The following is an 18154-nucleotide window of genomic DNA, read 5'->3' on the forward strand; positions in this document are numbered from 1 at the left end:
TTCGGGCATGTGCCGGCATGTCACCGGCAATGGCCGTTATTTTCGAGAAAAGTGCACCACCAGCTTGTCGCCGACGGTTTGCAGAATTTGCACCAGGATCAACAGCATCACCACCGTGACCACCATCACGTCAGTCTGGAAACGCTGGTAACCGAAACGGATCGCCAAGTCGCCCAGGCCACCGGCACCCACCACACCGGCCATAGCCGTGTAGGACACCAGTGTAATCGCCGTCACCGTAATCGCCGCGAAAATGCCCGGACGGGCTTCGGGCAGCAAGGCGTTGGTGATGATCTGGCGCGTGCTGGCGCCCATGGATTGCGTGGCTTCGATGATGCCGCGGTCCACTTCGCGCAGCGCGGTTTCAACCAGGCGTGCAAAGAACGGCGTCGCGCCCACCACCAACGGCGGAATCGCACCGGCCACGCCCAGCGAAGTGCCGGTGATCAGCACGGTGAACGGGATCATCACGATCAGCAGGATGATGAACGGCAGCGAGCGCAGGATGTTCACGATCAGCGACAGCAGCGCGTACAGGCCTTTCTGTTCGAACAGTTGGCGCGGGCTGGTCAGAAACAGCAGCACGCCCAGGGGCAGGCCCAGCACCACGGTGAAGAACAGCGAGCCGAACAGCATGGTCATGGTGTCGCCGGTGGCCAGCCAGATTTCGGACCAGTCGATATTGGCGAAGAAACTCAACAGGACGTCCATTAGCGCAGGATCTCCATGTGGACGTCAGCGGCGGTGAAGCGCGCAAACGCGGCTTCCATGTCGCCACCGGTGACGGCGAGGGTCAATTGCCCGTAAGGGATGTCTTTGATGCGGTCGATACGACCGGCGAGGATGCTGTAGTCCACGCCCGTTTCGCGGGCGACGGTGCCCAGCAGCGGCGCGTAGGTCGCTTCGCCCTGGAATGTCAGCCGCACGATACGGCCTGGCACGTGGGCGAAGTCGTCGCGTTGCTCGTTTTCGTCGACCTGCTCGGACTCTTGCACGAAGCGCTTGGTGGTCGGGTGCTTGGGGTGCAGGAACACGTCGGCCACCGAGCCTTGCTCGACGATCACGCCGGCGTCCATTACGGCCACTTGGTCGCAGACACGGCGGATCACGTCCATTTCATGGGTGATCAGCACGATGGTCAGCTTCAACTCGCGGTTGATCTCGGCCAACAGTTGCAGCACCGAGGCGGTGGTCTGCGGGTCGAGGGCGCTGGTGGCTTCGTCGCACAGCAAGATCTTTGGCTTGGTCGCCAGGGCGCGAGCGATGCCGACGCGTTGTTTCTGGCCGCCGGACAACTGCGCCGGGTACTTTTTGGCGTGGTCCGACAGGCCGACGCGGGCGAGCAGTTCTGCGACGCGCAGGTCGATGTCCTTGCGCGACAGTTCGCCGGCCAGGGTCAGCGGCAGTGCCACGTTGTCGGCGACGGTCTTGGAGGCCAGCAGGTTGAAGTGCTGGAAGATCATCCCGACCTGCTGACGGAAACGGCGCAGGCCGTTGGCGTCCAGGGCGGTGACTTCTTCGCCGTCTACCGTGATTGTGCCGCCGCTGGGTTCTTCGAGGCGGTTGATCAGGCGCAGCAGGGTGCTTTTACCCGCGCCGGAGTGGCCGATCAGGCCGAACACCTGGCCGTTTGCGACACTCAGGCTGGTGGCGTGCAGCGCGGGAATATCCCTACCGGCGACGCGGTAGGTTTTATGGACGTTTTGAAACTCGATCACGTAGCGAACCTTGTGGGGCGCATGGAAAAGGGATCAGCGGTTAGCCGGGCGCGCATTTTAGCCTGTCCGTATAGCGTTTCTTAGCATTTATTTCGTATTCAACCAGCGATTTGGCAATAACGCGATCAAAGGTCATAAAAAAGGAACGGCCCAAAACCCCATCAGTCACTACTTAAGCAATGCGATTCCCGGGTGCCGTGCCTGGGTCTGAATAAGGAGTTTTGACTGATGAGTACGAAAAAGCCAAAGAGCGAACTCGCAGGGACCGACACCCTGGACCGTAAGAACACCAATGCCAAGCTAGAGTCTTTGGAAGAATTCCGCTCCGACGCTACCGGCCAGGCCCTGCGTACCAACCAGGGTGTGAAGATCTCCGACAACCAGAACAGCTTGAAGGTCGGCGCACGCGGGCCGTCGCTGCTCGAAGATTTCATCATGCGTGAAAAAATCACGCACTTTGACCATGAGCGTATCCCGGAGCGCATCGTGCATGCCCGTGGCACCGGTGCCCATGGTTATTTCCAGACCTACGAGAACCATTCGGCGCTGACCAAGGCTGGTTTCCTGCGTGACCCTGGACATAAAACGCCGGTCTTCACGCGCTTTTCCACCGTGCAGGGCCCGCGTGGTTCGGGTGACACCGTACGTGACGTGCGCGGTTTTGCCGTGAAGTTCTTCACCGAAGAAGGCAACTTCGACCTGGTGGGCAACAACATGCCGGTGTTTTTCATTCAGGACGCGATCAAGTTTCCTGACTTCGTGCACGCCGTGAAGCCCGAGCCGCACAATGAAATCCCTACCGGCGGGTCGGCACACGATACGTTCTGGGACTTCGTTTCATTGCAGCCTGAATCGGCGCACATGGTGATCTGGGCGATGTCTGACCGCGCCATTCCAAAAAGCCTGCGCAGCATGCAGGGTTTCGGCGTGCACACCTTTCGCCTGGTAAACGCCGAAGGCAAATCCAACTTCGTCAAATTCCACTGGCGCCCTACAGCCGGTACCTGCTCGCTGGTGTGGGACGAAGCGCAAAAGTTGGCCGGTAAAGATACCGACTACCATCGCCGCGATCTCTGGGAAGCCATTGAGATGGGCGACTACCCCGAGTGGGAATTGGGTGTGCAGGTGATTCCCGAGGACAAGGAACATGCGTTCGACTTCGACATCCTCGACCCGACCAAGCTGATCCCTGAGGAGCTGGTGCCGATCACACCGCTGGGCAAGATGGTGCTCAACCGCAACCCGGACAACTTCTTCGCTGAAGTCGAGCAGGTGGCGTTCTGCCCTGGCCATATCGTGCCGGGTATCGACTTCTCCAACGATCCGCTGCTGCAGGGGCGGCTGTTTTCCTACACCGACACGCAGATCAGCCGACTCGGCGGGCCGAACTTTCATCAATTGCCGATCAACCAGCCGGTGACGCCGCTGCATAACAACCAGCGCGATGCCATGCACCGCAGCACCATCGATAAAGGACGCGCCGCTTATGAGCCGAACTCCATCGATGGCGGCTGGCCGAAAGAAACCCCACCGGCTGCGCAGGATGGCGGTTTTGAGTCCTACCCTGAGCGTATCGACGCGCACAAGATCCGTGAGCGCAGCGAGTCGTTCGGCGATCACTTCTCCCAGGCGCGTCTGTTCTTCCACAGCATGAGCAAGCACGAGCAGGAGCACATCATTGCTGCCTACAGCTTTGAGCTGGGCAAGGTCGAGCGTGAGTTTATCCGTGCACGCCAGGTCAACGAGATCCTGGCCAATATCGACCTGGAACTGGCCAAGCGCGTGGCGCAGAACCTGGGGCTGCCCGCGCCGACCAAAGGCACGGTGCCGGTACGTAAAACCCAGCCGGAGCGTTCGCCTGCGCTGAGCCAGGCGAATTTGCTGCCGGGCGATATCAAGACCCGCAAGGTGGCGATCCTGGCAGCCAACGGGGTGGACGGGGCGGCGATTGCTGCATTGAAGAAGGCGCTGCAGGCCGAAGGTGCGCATGCCAAGCTGCTGGGGCCGACCTCGGCGCCGGTGAAGACGGCCGATGGCAAGAGCCTGCCGGTGGATGCATCGATGGAAGGCCTGCCGTCGGTTGCGTTCGATGCGGTGTTCATCCCTGGCGGCAAAGAGTCGGTGAAGGCGCTGAGTGGTGACGGCGTGGCGCTGCATTACGTGCTGGAGGCGTACAAGCACCTCAAGGCGATTGCCGTGGCCAGTGATGCCAAGCCCTTGCTGGATCTGCTGAAACTTGAAGTGGATGCGGGGTTGATCGTGGGCGCGGACGCTAAGGCGTTCAAGGCGTTCTTTGCCGCGATTGGGCAGCATCGGGTATGGGATCGTGAGGCGAAGGCCAAGGCGATTCCGGCTTAAGTCTTTGGTGGTTTGTTAGATCGTCATCGGGGGCAAGCCCCCTCCCACACTTTGAATGTATTCACAGCTCAAAATGTGGGAGGGGGCTTGCCCCCGATGGTTTTATTCCGCCTTGCGCGGAATCAACACAACCTGCGCCGGAATCTTCTTCAGAATCTGCCGGTGAATCTTCAGGTCATACCCCGAATCAATTCGTTTCACCCGTTTGGTCAGCAACGTGGCCAGCCATGGGTAATCCTCTGTGCGCGGCGCCTGGATGCTCACATCGCACTGATAATTCACCACGTCGGTGGCAATGGCATCCAGCTGATGGCGCAGTTCTTCGATGTTGGTGAGGTTCAGTGCCACGGTGGTGCTGGGTGCCGTCGGGTCGATGACCTTGGCGGCGGGCTTGGCTTCGGCGGCTTTCAGGTCGGCTTCGGCTTTGTCCAGCTCGGCCTTGCGCGCATGGCTGATGGCGCTGTTGACACCACCGGTCAGTGCGGGTGCCTTGGGCATCAGGGCGCGGGCACGGCTAAGGGCGGTCGCGGCGGCGTTTACATCACCCTTTTGCAGCACGATCTGGCTGCGTTGCAAGTAGGCTTCGGCCAATTGCCGCTGGTAGGTTTCCAGCGCTGGGTCGTTGGGCGATTGGGCTTGCAGCGCCGCCAATTGGTCCTCGGCAGTGGCAAGCTCGCTGCTGGCCAGGTTTTGCTCCAGCTGTGCGATGGCCACAGCGCGTGCGTCCGGGGCCTCGGGGGCGGCGGGCGGTGTGCTTTGACAGGCGCCCAGCAGCAGGGAAAATGCGGCAAGGAGCAGATAACGGGAGGTGAACGGCTTCATTCCTGCGACTCTCTATTTGCGCAAAAAGCGAGCAAGTCTACACCCCTCGACGGGGCAGGACAAAACTCAGCAGAAACAGGGCGGCGGCCGTGACCACAATCGATGGCCCGGCCGGCGTGTCCTTGAACCAGGACAGCGCCAGGCCCCCGCACACGGCGAGCATCCCCAGCAGGCTGGCGCCGATTGCCATCTGCTCCGGTGAGCGGGCGTGGCGCTGGGCAGCGGCCGCGGGAATAATCAGCAGCGACGTGATCAACAATACGCCGACAATCTTCATCGCGACAGCAATCACCACGGCGATCAACAACATCAGGGCCATGCGCAGGGCCGGCACGGGCAAACCTTCCACCGTAGCCAGTTCTTCATGCACGGTTATCGCCAGCAGCGGGCGCCACAGGGCGACCAGCAGCACCAGTACAGCCGCGCTGCCGCCGAGGATCCAGGCAAGGTCGCCGGGGCTGATCGCCAGCAGGTCGCCGAACAGGTAGGCCATCAGGTCGATGCGCACTTCATGCATGAAGCTCAGCACCACCAGGCCCAGGGACAGGGTGCTTGGCGCCAGGATGCCGAGCAAGGTGTCGGAGGCCAGGGGCTGGCGCTGTTGCAGGGTCACCAGCAGCACCGCCAACAACAGGCAGCCTACTGTCACGGCGATGGTCGGGCTGACATCCAACAGAAAGCCCAGGGCCACGCCCAGCAACGCGGCGTGCGACAAGGTGTCGCCAAAATAGGCCATGCGCCGCCAGACCACGAACGAGCCCAACGGGCCCGCCACCAACGCCAGAGCCAAGCCTGCCAGCAGGGCGTAGAGCAGAAAATCAGCCATGCTTGCAGCTATCTCCATGAACGTGGGTGTGAGGGGCGGCGGGGTCATCGACGACGGCGCCATGCAGGTCGTGGGCGTGGTCGTGATGGTGGTGGTAGATCGCCAAGCTCTGGGCGTTCTTGCCGAACAGCTCGACGAACGCCGGGTCGCCGCTGACCTGTTCCGGGTGGCCCGAGCAGCACACGTGGCGGTTGAGGCACACCACCTGATCGGTGGTGCTCATCACCAGATGCAAATCGTGGGACACCATCAGCACGCCGCAGCCATGGCGGTCGCGCAGGCGGGTGATCAGGCTGTACAGCTCGGCCTGGCCAGCGACGTCGACGCCCTGCACGGGCTCATCCAGCACCAGCAGCTCCGGCTCGCGCAGCAGGGCGCGGGCCAGCAGCACGCGCTGCATTTCGCCGCCGGAGATGCTTTGCACCGGGCTGTCGATGACCTGTTCGGCGCCGACTTCCCTGAGCGCAGCCTGGGCGCGTGCGCGGTCCACGCCGGGCACCAGGCGCAGGAAACGCAGGACTGACAATGGCAAGGTCGGATCCACATGCAGCTTCTGCGGCATGTAGCCGACACGCAGCCTGGGCTTGCGCCACACGCTGCCGGTGTCGGGCTTGAGCAGGCCCAGCACGGCGCGCACCAGGGTGGTCTTGCCGGCGCCGTTGGGGCCGATCAGGGTAACGATCTGCCCCGGTTCCACGCTCAGTGCGATGTTATCCAGCACGTTTAGCCCGGCGAACGTGACCCCGACCTGTTCCAGGCGGATTAACGCGTTGCTCATCAAGCCCCCTGGCAGCCCGAGCACAGGCCGACCACTTCGACCGTTTGCCCTTCGACCCGGAAGCCGACCTCGGCAGAACTCTTGATGATGGCGTCGCTGATGCTTTTTTGTTCAAGCTCGATGGCGGCGTGGCACTCGCGGCAGATCAGGAACTGGCCCTGGTGCGCGTGTTCCGGGTGGCTGCAGCCGACGAAGGCGTTCAGCGAAGCGATGCGATGCACCAGGCCGTTTTCCAGCAGGAAATCCAGCGCGCGGTACACGGTGGGCGGCGCGGCGCGGCGGCCATCCTGCTCGCTGAGTACGCCGAGAATGTCGTAGGCGCCCAGCGGCTTGTGGCTCTGCCACACCAGTTCCAGCACGCGGCGACGCAGTGCGGTCAGGCGCAGACCCTTCTGTGTGCACAGGGTGTCGGCCTCCGACAGCGCGGTATGCACGCAGTGAGAGTGGTCGTGGGGACGGCTGGCAAGCGGTGTTTTAGGCATGAGCGGCGACAGATATTTGATAGAGACGTTATTATGTTACCCGTTCCTACGCCATTGAGTGGTCATCGTGTCCCGACTTTTTCCCGTTTTTGTCGTATTTGTCACCAGTTTGTTCATTACTGGCGCCGCTCAGGCCGAGGTCAAGGTGTTGACCAGCATCAAGCCGTTGCAGTTGATCGCCGCGGCTGTACAGGACGGTGTGGCGGTTCCGGAGGTGTTGTTGCCACCCGGTGCGTCGCCGCATAACTATGCGTTGCGTCCATCCGACGTACGGCGCGTGCAATCGGTGGACCTGCTGTACTGGATCGGCCCGGACATGGAGAGCTTCCTGCCCCGTGTGCTTAAAGGTCGTACGGCTGCAACTGTGGCGGTGCAGGATCTGCCAGGCATGAAGTTGCGTCGTTTTGCCGAAGATAGCCACTCACACGCTGACGATGCTGACGAACATGATCACGATCACCGCCCAGGCAGCCTCGATGCGCACTTGTGGCTGTCTACCGTCAACGCACGTGTGATTGCTGCGCGCATGGCGACTGACCTGGCCGCCGCTGATCCGGCCAATGCCGCGCGTTACCAAAGCAACGTGAAGGCTTTCGACGAGCGCCTTGATGCCCTGGATGCTCGCCTGAAAGCCCGCCTTGCGCCGATCGATGGCAAGCCTTACTTCGTGTTCCACGAAGCCTTCGATTACTTCGAAGACGCTTATGGGCTCAAGCATGCCGGTGTGTTCAGCGTTGCCGCCGAGGTCCAGCCGGGCGCCCAGCATGTGGCGGCGATGCGCACCCGTTTGCAGGAAGTGGGCAAGACGTGTGTGTTCAGTGAACCGCCATTGCGTCCGCGCCTGGCTGAAACGCTGGTGGCCGGGTTGCCGGTGAAGTTGGCGGAGTTGGATGCGTTGGGTGGTTACACCCCGGCTACCGCTCAAGGCTACGAGCAAGTGCTGGATAAGTTGGGCAACGATCTGGCGGGTTGCCTGGAATCACTCTGATAGCCAACGAAGACCAAATGTGGGAGGGGGCTTGCCCCCGATGGCGGTGTGTCAGTCACTAATATGTCGACTGATTCACTGCAATCGGGGGCAAGCCCCCTCCCACATTTTTTGATCTCACCGGTCTTTTAGAGGGCAAATGGCAGTTGGACTGTGGCCTTCTGACGCTGCACCAGCCGATGCTCGAACTCCGCCGGGTCATGGATCAACACATCCTGCCCGGCAAACGACTCAGCGGCGATCAGGCGTGACAGCCAGAACCGCACACAGGCCACGCGCAACATCGTCGGCCACAGTTCTGCCTCTTTCGCGGTAAACGGCCGCAGCCCCGCATACGCCCCCAGCATTGCCCGGGCGCGTTGCCCATCGATCACGCCATCGGCGTCCGAGCACCAGTCATTCAGGGCGATCGCTACGTCGTACAACATCGGGCCGGAGCAGGCGTTGTAGAAGTCGATCAGGCCGGTGAGGTGCGTGCCTTCGAACATTGCGTTGTCGCGGAACAGGTCGGCGTGCACGTTGGCGCGCGGCAGGGCGAGGATCTCGGCCTTGTGCGCTGCGATCTCGGTCAGGGCATCTTGCAGCAAGCGCTGCTGTGCGGTGTTCAGGTGCGAAATCAGTTGCGCACCTTCACTGAGCATCCAGTCCAGGCCACGATCGGTCTTGCGTTCGAGGACTTTCTCGCCCTGCGTCGCCAGGTGCAGATGACCCAGCAGGTCGCCGACCTGGGCGCAGTGCTGGGCGTTGGCATCCTTGATGTGCTTGCCGGCCAGACGAGGTTGCAGCAGCGCCGGTTTGCCTTTCAGTTCGCGCAAGGCTACGCCGTCGGTGGTGCGCAGGGCGTAAGGCACCGGCAGGTCGGCGTCGTGGAGCACGTCGAGCAGTTCGATGAAGAACGGCATTTCCGCAACCGGGCCGCGCTCGACCAGGGTCAGGACGAACTCACCCTGCTCCAGGCTGACAAAAAAATTGGTGTTTTCGCTACCGGCGGCAATCCCCTGGAAGTCGATCAGGCGGCCGAGGCCGTAAGGGGCAAGAAAGGTTTCCAGCTCGGGCCGAGCCAGGGGGGTGAACACAGACATGGTTAAAACTGCCAGTACGGGCGCCGCGGTGCGCGGCGCCAATTGAAGTTAAGAAATCATTTCCATTCGAAGATCTTCCATGACGGGATCAGCATATCCGGCTGGTCAGAACGGATGAAGTTCGCATCGGTTCCGTCCGCGCGCACCAGGAAATACGGCGGCGCGCCTTTTACAGTTACCTTGATCGCGTACAGGAAACCGTTTTGGCGATATTCCTGGATAGTCCTGTCGCCTTCCGTGCGAATGGTCACTTCCGGATCACCCGAAGGCGCGCTGTCCGCCGCCATGGCAGCCATCGGAGTGAGTGCAATCAAGCCAGTCAACAGCAGGCGATTGAATGTACGCATGATAACCTTGTCCCTTTGTCGTCATTGGTCCGGCTATTCTAGCGCCTGACCCGCCGAAAAGGTTGATTCTGCTCATGAGCCAAGCACCCCTCGTCCTGGTGGACGGTTCTTCCTATCTGTACCGCGCCTTCCACGCGTTGCCACCGCTGACCACCTCCAAAGGCCTGCCGACCGGCGCGGTCAAGGGCGTGTTGAACATGCTCAAGAGCCTGCGCAAGCAGTACCCGGATAGCCCCTTCGCGGTGGTGTTCGACGCCAAGGGTGGGACCTTTCGCGATGACATGTACGCCGAATACAAGGCCAACCGCCCGAGCATGCCCGATGACATGCGCGTGCAAATCGAGCCGTTGCACCAGAGCGTGATCGCGCTGGGCTTCCCGTTGCTGTGCGTCGAAGGCGTCGAGGCCGATGACGTGATCGGCACCCTGGCGCGCAGCAGTGCGGCGGCTGACCGCCCCGTGGTGATCTCCACCGGTGACAAGGACATGGCGCAACTGGTCGACGGGCACATTACCTTGGTCAACACCATGACCGGTAGCGCGATGGACATCGAGGGCGTGAAGGAGAAATTCGGTGTCGCTCCCGAGCAGATCATCGACTATCTGGCGCTGATGGGCGATTCGTCTGACAACATTCCGGGCGTTCCGGGCATTGGTCCGAAGACTGCTTCCGGCTTGCTGGTGGGCGTGAACGGCGGCATCAAAGAGCTTTATGAGCAATTGGATATCGTGCCGACCTTGCCTATCCGTGGCGCCAAGACGCTGCCGGCCAAGCTGGAAGAGCATCGGGAGAGTGCTTTTCTTTCCTACCAATTGGCGACGATCAAGTGTGATGTGCCATTGGATGTCGGCCTGGATGACCTGCATCTGACCGAGCCGGATCGCGAAAAGCTGCTGGAGTTGTACACGCTGCTGGAGTTCAAGAGCTGGATTGATGAGGTCCAGCGCGATGCCAAGCGTGTAGAGCTCAAGGCTGCGCCGGTTGCCGAGCAAGTCGTCGAGGCAGTAGCGCCGGCAGAGGCCGCCTACACCACCATCCTCAATCAAGCGACGTTCGACGCCTGGCTGAAGAAGCTCAACGATGCGACGTTGTTCGCCTTCGACACCGAAACCACTGGTATCGATGCCCAGCAGGCGCAGTTGGTCGGCGTCTCCTTCGCTGTGCAGCCCCACGAAGCGGCCTACATCCCGCTGACCCATTCCTACATCGGCGCGCCGGAGCAGTTGGACCGCGACACTGTGCTGTTGGCCCTGAAACCGCTGCTGGAAGACCCGAGCAAGCTCAAGGTTGGCCAGCACGCCAAGTTCGACATGAACATCCTGGCCAACTGCGCCATCGGTGGCGACCCGGCGCAGGGCATCACCGTGCGCGGCATCGCGTTCGACACCATGCTTGAATCCTATGTGCTGAACTCCACGGCAACCCGCCATGACATGGACAGCCTGGCCAAGAAGTACCTGGACTACGACACCGTCGCCTTCCAGGACATCGCCGGCAAGGGCGCCAAGCAGCTGACCTTCGACCAGATCGCCCTGGAGCAGGCCGGCCCTTATGCGGCGGAAGATGCTGATGTGACTTTGCGTTTGCATCAGACGCTGTTTGCCCAATTGAGCGCGATCCCGAGCCTGGCGAGCGTACTCACGGATATCGAGATTCCATTGGTACCGGTGCTGGCGCGTATCGAGCGTCAGGGTGCGCTGGTGGACAAGGACCTGTTGGGTGTCCAGAGCATCGAGCTGGGCAACAAGATGGTTGAGCTGGAGCGCCAGGCGTTCGAGATCGCCGGCGAGGAGTTCAACCTGGGCTCGCCCAAGCAGCTCGGCGCGATTCTTTATGAAAAACTCGGCCTGCCGGTGCTGAAGAAAACCGGCAAGGGCCAGGCGTCGACGGCCGAAGAAGTGCTGGCCAAGCTGGCTGAAGATGACTACCCGCTGCCCAAGGTGCTGATGCAGTACCGCAGCATGAGCAAGCTGAAAAGCACCTACACCGACCGCCTGCCGGAACAGATCAACCCGCGCACCGGGCGTATCCACACCTCCTATCACCAGGCGGTGGCGGCGACCGGGCGCCTTTCGTCCAGTGATCCGAACCTGCAGAACATTCCGGTGCGTACCGCCGAAGGGCGGCGGATTCGCCAGGCGTTTGTCGCGCCCAAGGGCTATAAGCTGCTGGCGGCGGATTATTCGCAGATCGAGCTGAGGATCATGGCGCACCTGTCCAAGGACGAAGGCTTGATGAACGCCTTCCGTCACAACCTGGACGTGCACACCGCCACGGCTGCCGAGGTGTTCAAGGTTGAGCTGGGCGAGGTCACCTCCGACCAGCGCCGCAGTGCCAAGGCGATCAACTTTGGTCTGATCTACGGCATGGGCGCGCAGAAGCTGGGCAAGGACATCGGCGTCGATACCAAGACGGCCAAGGCCTACATCGATGTGTATTTCGCCCGTTATCCCGGGGTTCGCGAGTACATGGAGCGCACCCGCGCCCAGGCGGCAGACCAAGGTTACGTGGAAACCTTCTTCGGCCGCCGCCTGTACTTACCCGACATCAACTCCAACAAGCCCCAGGAGCGCGCGGCCGCTGAACGCACCGCGATCAACGCGCCGATGCAGGGCACGGCGGCAGACATCATCAAGAAAGCCATGGTGCTGGTGGACAACTGGCTGACCGATTCGGGCCTGGATGCCAAGGTGATCCTGCAGGTGCACGATGAATTGGTACTGGAGGTGCGCGAGGATCTGGTGGCGGAGGTCAGCGAGAAGATTCGCGAGCATATGAGTGCAGCTGCGAAGCTGGATGTACCGCTGCTGGTGGAAGTCGGCGTGGGCGATAACTGGGATGAAGCGCACTAAAGTGCGACTTCTCCCTTTGTAGGAGCGAGCTTGCTCGCGAAGAACGTGTGGGCGACGCGAATATTCAGGAAACCCGCGTTAACGTTGACGTTTTTCGCGAGCAAGCTCGCACCTACAGGGGATACGCCGCAGTCATCGGTGGTGGCAGAGTGCTTTAGTCCGGAAATCACCGTCGGTTATTTCAAATAGTTTTTCTGGCCTGCCGGAACTTAACCCGTGAACTGCTACTCAGAGTTACTGAATGGGTGGTGAAGCCCTTCAATGCTCCTATGTTGTGTTAAGTGTTGGCAGATATCTGGACCCCGCCCTAGCGGTCCGGAACTTGAACCCCGAACTTCCCCTCCCCATACGAAGTCCGGGGTTTTTTTTGCCTGCAGAAAAGTTATTCCGCGAGTTCCGCGCCCTTGTCCGCCAATTCCATCCAGCCGGCCAGCACGGTGTAAGCCTCTTCCAGGCCCATGCGCTTCGGCGCCGAGAACAGCTGGATAGTGATCGCGTCGCCCCAGCCTTTACGAATTTCGGACTGCACTTTGAGCAAGGTGTTCTTGGCCGCGCCGTAGGTGAGCTTGTCTGCCTTGGTCAGCAGGATATGCATCGGCATGCCGCTGGCGACCGCCCAATCGAGCATCAACAGGTCGAAATCGGTCATCGGATGGCGGATGTCCATCATCAGGATCAAACCCTTCAAACTCTCCCGGCCACCCAGGTAAGCCTCCAGGTGACGCTGCCAGTGCAGCTTCAACGGGATAGGTACTTTTGCGTAACCGTAGCCCGGCAGGTCGACCAGACGCCGATCATCGTCTAGCTTGAAGAAATTGAGGAGTTGCGTGCGGCCCGGGGTTTTCGAGGTGCGCGCCAGGCTGGCGTGAGTCAGGGTGTTCAGCGCGCTGGACTTACCGGCGTTGGAACGACCGGCAAAGGCGACTTCAAAGCCTTCGTCATCGGGGCATTGGTCAACTTTGGCGGCGCTGAGCATGAACGTGGACTGTTGGCACAGGCCGAGGATGGGATTCTTGAGTTGCATGAGATTTCCGATGTGGGCGGTGCCGAGAAAGGGTGCGGCAAGCGGTGTCGTTTCCGTTTCAGTAGCGCCAGTATATAATGCCGCAGATTTTGTGTGTGCTTTGTCCCAGCGAAGGATGAAGTTCACGGGAGCGATAGACCTTTATTGCGCATTAGAACGCAAAACGCTCTCAAACCCTGAAATGGTCGACGTATGACCAAGTGGTTGCTCGCTATCGGTGTCTTGGTCCCGCTTTACGGCGCTCAGGCTACACAGGATCCGGAAGCGGTGTACAACCGAGTTTGCGTGGCTTGCCATGCCGGCCAGTTGCCCAACGCCCCCAGACGAGGGGACCAGGCAGCCTGGGCGCCAAGACTGGCGCAGGGCATGGACACGCTGGTGCAACACGTGACCCAGGGTTTCAAGGCAATGCCGCCGCGTGGTTTGTGCATGGACTGCAGTACTGAGGATTACCAGGCCATCATTGAATTGATGGTGAGTAAACCCGGTAGATAACTCTTAAACCCCTTAGCCGTAGTTGGATTAGCTGATGAACAAACTGATCGTGAGTCTGCTGTTGACCTTGGGCATCACCGGTGTTGCCCATGCTGCAGGCGACGCTACAGCGGGCCAGGCGAAAGCCGCCGTATGTGGTGCTTGCCATGGACCGGATGGTAACAGCCCGGCGCCGAACTTCCCCAAACTGGCCGGCCAGGGCGAGCGTTACCTGACCAAGCAGATGCAGGATATCAAGTCCGGCAAGCGCACGGTCCTGGAAATGACCGGCTTGTTGACCAATCTCAGCGATCAGGACCTGGCAGACATCGCGGCATATTTTGCCAGCCAGAAAGGCAGTGTGGGAGCTGCTGATCCGAAACTGGTGGCCCGCGGCGAGAAACTGTTCCGCGGCGGTGACCTGGACAAAGGCCTGCCTGCCTGCACCGGCTGCCATTCGCCCAATGGCGCGGGCATCGCCGCTGCCGGCTTCCCGCACTTGAGTGGCCAGCACGCCACCTACATCGCCAAGCAGCTGACTGATTTCCGCAAGGAAGAGGCCGGGCGCACCAATGATGGCGACGCGGCGATCATGCGCACCATCGCCCGCAAGCTGAGTGACGAGGACATTGCGGCGGTCTCCAGCTACATCCAGGGCCTGCACTGAGGTGCACGCAACGTTAACACTCGATTAATCCCGTGATGCAAGCATAAAAAGGGTGGCCCAGGCCGCCCTTTTTTGTGGCCGGTGCCGTTACACTAACGAACTCATGCCCGCGTAGACCTGTCACAACAAAGGTCGCGTGAGGCGACTTTATTTGTCCAGGAGTAAAGCATGCGTAATCTGATCCTCAGCGCCGCTCTCGTCACTGCCAGCCTCTTCGGCATGACCGCACAAGCTGCCGACGTGCCGCTTGAAGCCGGTAAGACCTACGTTGAATTGGCCAACCCGGTTCCGGTTTCCGAGCCTGGCAAGATCGAAGTGGTGGAGCTGTTCTGGTACGGCTGCCCGCATTGCTACGCTTTTGAACCGACCATCAACCCATGGGTTGAAAAACTGCCCAAGGACGTGAACTTCAAGCGCATCCCGGCCATGTTCGGCGGCCCATGGGATGCCCACGGCCAACTGTTCCTGACCCTGGAAGCCATGGGTGTGGAGCACAAGGTCCACAACGCAGTATTCGACGCGATCCAGAAGCAAGGCAAGCGCCTGACCAAGCCAGACGAAATGGCTGACTTCGTGGCCACCCAAGGTGTCGACAAGGACAAGTTCCTGGCCACCTTCAACTCCTTCGCCATCCAGGGCCAGATCAAGCAGGCCAAGGAGCTGGCGCAGAAGTACGGTGTGCAAGGCGTTCCAACCATGATCGTCAACGGCAAGTACCGTTTCGACCTGGGCACCTCCGGTGGTCCTGAGCAGACCCTCAATGTGGCCGACCAACTGATCGCCAAAGAGCGCGCAGCCAAGTAAGGGGCCCGTTATGCGCCGCTGGGGTACCGAACGTGTGGTTGGCCTGCATGATCCGCAGGTCAACGAACATCATCTGGAGTCCACGGGCCTGCCGGCAGACAGCCGTCTGCGCCTGCTCAGCTTCAATATCCAGGTGGGCATCAGTACCGAGAAATATCGGCACTATCTCACTCGCGGATGGCAGCACCTGCTGCCCCACAACGGGCGTGCCGGCAACTTGCAAAAAATCGGCAACCTGCTGAACGACTTCGACCTGGTCGCCCTGCAGGAAGCCGATGGCGGCAGCATGCGCTCCGGCTACATCAACCAGGTGGAGCACCTGGCCCAGCTCGGTGCCTTCCCTTATTGGTATCAGCAGCTCAACCGTAACCTCGGGCGTCTGGCACAGCACAGCAATGGCGTGCTCAGTCGCTTGAAGCCTACTGCCATCGAAGACCACCCGCTGCCAGGCCCCAAGGGCCGGGGTGCGATCCTCGTTCGTTTTGGCGAAGGCCCGGAAGCCCTGGTGGTCGTGATGATGCACCTGGCGCTGGGTGCACGTACTCGCACGATGCAACTGGCCTACATCCGAGAGCTGATTGGCAATTACAAGCACCAGGTGCTGATGGGGGACATGAACACCCACGCCAGCGACCTGTTACAGAATTCTCCGTTGCGCGACCTCGGGCTACTGGCGCCGCAAGCCGAAGCCACGTTCCCCAGCTGGCGCCCGCAACGCTGCCTTGACCATATCCTGCTCAGTCCTACCCTCACACTCGAGAGTGTGCAGGTGCTGGCGCAGCCCATCTCCGATCACCTGCCGGTCGCGGTAGAGATTCGTCTGCCGGGTTCGCTCACGGCTGATGCATTACCCGCGTTGAGCCCAGGCCTCCGCGGACCCCTTGCATGAGCGACGACGCCCAACGCTGGAAAGAGAAATACCTCAAGAGCATCGAGCAACAAGAGAAACTCGAACGCCGCTGGGCTGCCCGTCTCGACCTGCTGCGCCGTGGACTGGTGCGCAGCACGCTGGCGGCCGAGGGCACTGACCGCGCAGTCGACCAATGCATGAAGGAAATGCGCGATGTCGTCCGTACCGATGATATGGACGCCGCCCTCGCCGCCTTGCTGCCGCGCCTGGAAAAAGCTGTGCTGGACTCCGAGCAGCGTCGCGAAACCCGGGTCGATCAGATCAGCACCGCGCTGACGTCCCTGGTCACTCAACTGCAAAAACTACCGTTACCCCGAGAGGTGGCCCGGCCACTCAAGACGTTCGCCAAGCAGCTGGACGGCCGCGTCGGCCAGGCGCGAGAGATCCCGCTGTTGCTCAGCGAGTTGAGCGGCCTGCAAGGCCAGGCGCTGAACAACCTGGAGCCGGACGGCGAAACCCCGCGACCAGGGCCGGGGCTTTTGCAGCGCTTGTTCGGCGCCAAGGAAGTCGCGAACGAAGCGGTGGCAGACGAATCGACGCCCCGACCGGCCCCGCAGCCTGCGGCAGCCAAGCCAGTTGCAGTCGAGCCACAGCCGTCCGAGCAATCCGAGGAACTGACGCAAGCGTTGCGTGCCTTTGCGCCGCAGCCTCAAGAAACGGTCGCTCCTGTCATCGAGCCCGTAGTCCCCGCCCAGGTGGCCGAGCCGTCCAACGAAACCTTCGTCTATGAAGCCCCGCCTCAAGCCGCAGCTATTGAGACACCCGTAGCGCTTGTCGAGCCTAGGCCTCAAGTCGAAGAACCTGCAGCGGAAAGCGCCCTCGCCGCCTTCATCGAAACGCCTGAAGTTCAGGTCGAGACCCCGGATGAGACCACCATTGGCAGCTTGTCGCTCCCTCCAGTGCTGGAGGAGCCTGATACTGACGAGCTGCAAGCGGATGGAGCCTATGCCCTGCCCGACTCACCGGAGCCGTCCTACAGCTCCGTGGCCAAGCATATCGAAGACACCCTGCTCGGCCTGCTCGAAGAACTCTCGTTGCCCGAGCGTCACCGCCCCCAGGCCGAAGCCATGCGCGAGCGCCTGGCCCACGGCTTGAACTGGTACGAGCTGTTGCCGATCCTCGACGACCTGGCAGTCTTGATGCTGGCGATCACCGACAGCGGCCAGCATGAGTTCGAGGCTTACCTCAAGCAGCTCAACGAGCGCCTCGAGGCGTTCCAGGGCCACTTGCAAGTCGCCAGCGAGGGGCATGCCGACAGCCGCTCCGCCGCCCGAGAGCTGGACACGCAGATCCGCGAACAGGTCGATGGCCTGCAAAGCAGCGTGCAGGAAGCCGCCGACCTGGACAGCCTCAAGCACGTGTTGGAAAGCCACCTTGAGGGGCTGCTCGGCACCATGGATGAGCACCAGCAGCAGCGCGACCTGCGCGAGCAGGAGACGGCGGCGCGCCTGAAGGGCTTGGCTGAGCGTGTTGCCAATATGGAGCAAGAGGCCCAGGGCTATCGCGAGCACCTGGAGGTGCAGCGCCAGAAGGCGTTGATCGATCCGCTCACAGGCCTGCCCAACCGCGCAGCCTGGAGCGAACGCCTTGATTATGAGGTGAACACCTGGCACCAGTGCGGCAACAACCTGTCGCTGGCGATGCTGGACCTGGATCACTTCAAGCGTATCAACGATGGCTACGGCCACCTCGCTGGCGACAAGGTGCTGAAGATCATCACCAACGTGCTGCGCAAGCGCCTGCGCCCGACCGACTTTATCGCGCGCTTTGGTGGTGAAGAGTTTGTGTTGCTGATGCCCGACTCATCCCTGGCGGATGCCCTGGCCGTGGGCGAGGTGTTGCGTGCGGCGATTGAAGCGTGCCCGTTTCACTTCAAGGGCGAGCCGGTGACGATCACCGTGTCCATGGGCGTGGCGCAGTTCCAGCCGGGCGAGCGCAGTGACCTGGCGCTCAAGCGTGCCGACGAAGCGTTGTATCGGGCCAAGGCTGCCGGGCGAAACCAGGTGCAGGCCGCCTGAAAGA

The 18154-nt window shown here is 61.3% G+C and carries 17 protein-coding genes; 8 read left to right on the plus strand and 9 right to left on the minus strand.

The features are described 5' to 3' along the window. Positions 1-36: 36 nt before the first annotated feature. Together BLR69_RS22000 and BLR69_RS22005 are read right to left on the minus strand one after the other, a co-directional pair. Positions 37-711, minus strand: a complete 675-nt coding sequence (locus tag BLR69_RS22000; RefSeq protein ID WP_010207814.1) for a methionine ABC transporter permease — start codon at positions 709-711, stop codon at positions 37-39. After that, a complete protein-coding gene (locus tag BLR69_RS22005) occupies positions 711-1718 on the minus strand; it encodes a methionine ABC transporter ATP-binding protein (RefSeq protein WP_071494779.1) in 1008 nt (335 codons plus the stop codon). The genes BLR69_RS22000 and BLR69_RS22005 overlap by 1 nt, the downstream gene beginning before the upstream one ends. 228 nt (positions 1719-1946) lie before the next feature. Here BLR69_RS22005 and katE point away from each other — a divergent pair, with 228 nt between their 5' ends. Next, a complete protein-coding gene (gene katE, locus BLR69_RS22010; RefSeq protein ID WP_071494780.1) occupies positions 1947-4076 on the plus strand; it encodes a catalase HPII in 2130 nt (709 codons plus the stop codon). A 102-nt stretch (positions 4077-4178) separates the two neighbouring features. On the opposite strand, the gene BLR69_RS22015 is transcribed toward katE, so the two are convergent. Genes BLR69_RS22015 through BLR69_RS22030 form a run of 4 tightly spaced genes read right to left on the minus strand, consistent with a single transcriptional unit; the run spans position 4179 to position 6984 of the window. Next, complete coding sequence (locus tag BLR69_RS22015; RefSeq protein ID WP_058424425.1) at positions 4179-4898, minus strand: PA5502 family lipoprotein; 720 nt, start codon at positions 4896-4898, stop codon at positions 4179-4181. A gap of 37 nt (positions 4899-4935) precedes the next feature. Next, entirely contained in the window at positions 4936-5724 is a 789-nt protein-coding gene (znuB, locus tag BLR69_RS22020; protein ID WP_071494781.1) for a zinc ABC transporter permease subunit ZnuB, read from the minus strand. Next, on the minus strand, positions 5717-6502 hold the full coding sequence (gene znuC, locus BLR69_RS22025; protein ID WP_071494782.1) for a zinc ABC transporter ATP-binding protein ZnuC: 786 nt from the start codon (positions 6500-6502) through the stop codon (positions 5717-5719). The genes znuB and znuC overlap by 8 nt, the downstream gene beginning before the upstream one ends. Continuing rightward, on the minus strand, positions 6502-6984 hold the full coding sequence (locus BLR69_RS22030; protein WP_025854323.1) for a Fur family transcriptional regulator: 483 nt from the start codon (positions 6982-6984) through the stop codon (positions 6502-6504). The genes znuC and BLR69_RS22030 overlap by 1 nt, the downstream gene beginning before the upstream one ends. A gap of 58 nt (positions 6985-7042) precedes the next feature. Here BLR69_RS22030 and BLR69_RS22035 point away from each other — a divergent pair, with 58 nt between their 5' ends. Beyond that, positions 7043-7972, plus strand: coding sequence for a zinc ABC transporter substrate-binding protein ZnuA (locus tag BLR69_RS22035; protein ID WP_071494783.1), 930 nt, complete (start codon positions 7043-7045; stop codon positions 7970-7972). Positions 7973-8100: 128 nt separating this feature from the next. Here BLR69_RS22035 and BLR69_RS22040 read toward each other — a convergent pair whose 3' ends face one another. Both BLR69_RS22040 and BLR69_RS22045 read right to left on the minus strand, forming a co-directional pair. Beyond that, complete coding sequence (locus tag BLR69_RS22040) at positions 8101-9054, minus strand: homoserine kinase (RefSeq protein WP_071494784.1); 954 nt, start codon at positions 9052-9054, stop codon at positions 8101-8103. A 56-nt stretch (positions 9055-9110) separates the two neighbouring features. Beyond that, positions 9111-9401 carry a DUF2782 domain-containing protein gene (locus BLR69_RS22045; RefSeq protein ID WP_058424430.1) on the minus strand — a complete coding sequence of 97 codons (291 nt, stop codon included), beginning with the start codon at positions 9399-9401 and terminating at the stop codon, positions 9111-9113. A 74-nt stretch (positions 9402-9475) separates the two neighbouring features. Between BLR69_RS22045 and polA the strand changes: the two genes are divergently transcribed. Continuing rightward, entirely contained in the window at positions 9476-12253 is a 2778-nt protein-coding gene (polA, locus tag BLR69_RS22050; RefSeq protein ID WP_071494785.1) for a DNA polymerase I, read from the plus strand. Between the two features lie 382 nt (positions 12254-12635). Here polA and yihA read toward each other — a convergent pair whose 3' ends face one another. Beyond that, positions 12636-13277 (minus strand): ribosome biogenesis GTP-binding protein YihA/YsxC, encoded by a 642-nt coding sequence (yihA, locus tag BLR69_RS22055; RefSeq protein ID WP_010207832.1) that lies wholly within the window; start codon positions 13275-13277, stop codon positions 12636-12638. Positions 13278-13469: 192 nt separating this feature from the next. On the opposite strand from yihA, the gene BLR69_RS22060 reads away from it, so the two are divergent. The 5 genes from BLR69_RS22060 (at position 13470) to BLR69_RS22080 (ending at position 18150) form a co-directional block, all read left to right on the plus strand. Beyond that, entirely contained in the window at positions 13470-13772 is a 303-nt protein-coding gene (locus tag BLR69_RS22060) for a c-type cytochrome (RefSeq protein ID WP_058424432.1), read from the plus strand. A gap of 34 nt (positions 13773-13806) precedes the next feature. Continuing rightward, positions 13807-14418 carry a c-type cytochrome gene (locus BLR69_RS22065; protein WP_058424433.1) on the plus strand — a complete coding sequence of 204 codons (612 nt, stop codon included), beginning with the start codon at positions 13807-13809 and terminating at the stop codon, positions 14416-14418. Between the two features lie 168 nt (positions 14419-14586). Next, on the plus strand, positions 14587-15222 hold the full coding sequence (dsbA, locus tag BLR69_RS22070) for a thiol:disulfide interchange protein DsbA (RefSeq protein ID WP_033899253.1): 636 nt from the start codon (positions 14587-14589) through the stop codon (positions 15220-15222). A gap of 10 nt (positions 15223-15232) precedes the next feature. Beyond that, positions 15233-16111: an endonuclease/exonuclease/phosphatase family protein gene (locus tag BLR69_RS22075; RefSeq protein WP_071494786.1), complete on the plus strand. Its 879-nt coding sequence runs from the start codon at positions 15233-15235 to the stop codon at positions 16109-16111. Further along, a complete protein-coding gene (locus BLR69_RS22080; protein ID WP_071494787.1) occupies positions 16108-18150 on the plus strand; it encodes a GGDEF domain-containing protein in 2043 nt (680 codons plus the stop codon). Before BLR69_RS22075 ends, BLR69_RS22080 begins: the two co-directional genes overlap by 4 nt. Positions 18151-18154: the final 4 nt, after the last annotated feature.

This window comes from Pseudomonas azotoformans (genome assembly GCF_900103345.1).
Taxonomy (GTDB): domain Bacteria; phylum Pseudomonadota; class Gammaproteobacteria; order Pseudomonadales; family Pseudomonadaceae; genus Aquipseudomonas; species Aquipseudomonas azotoformans.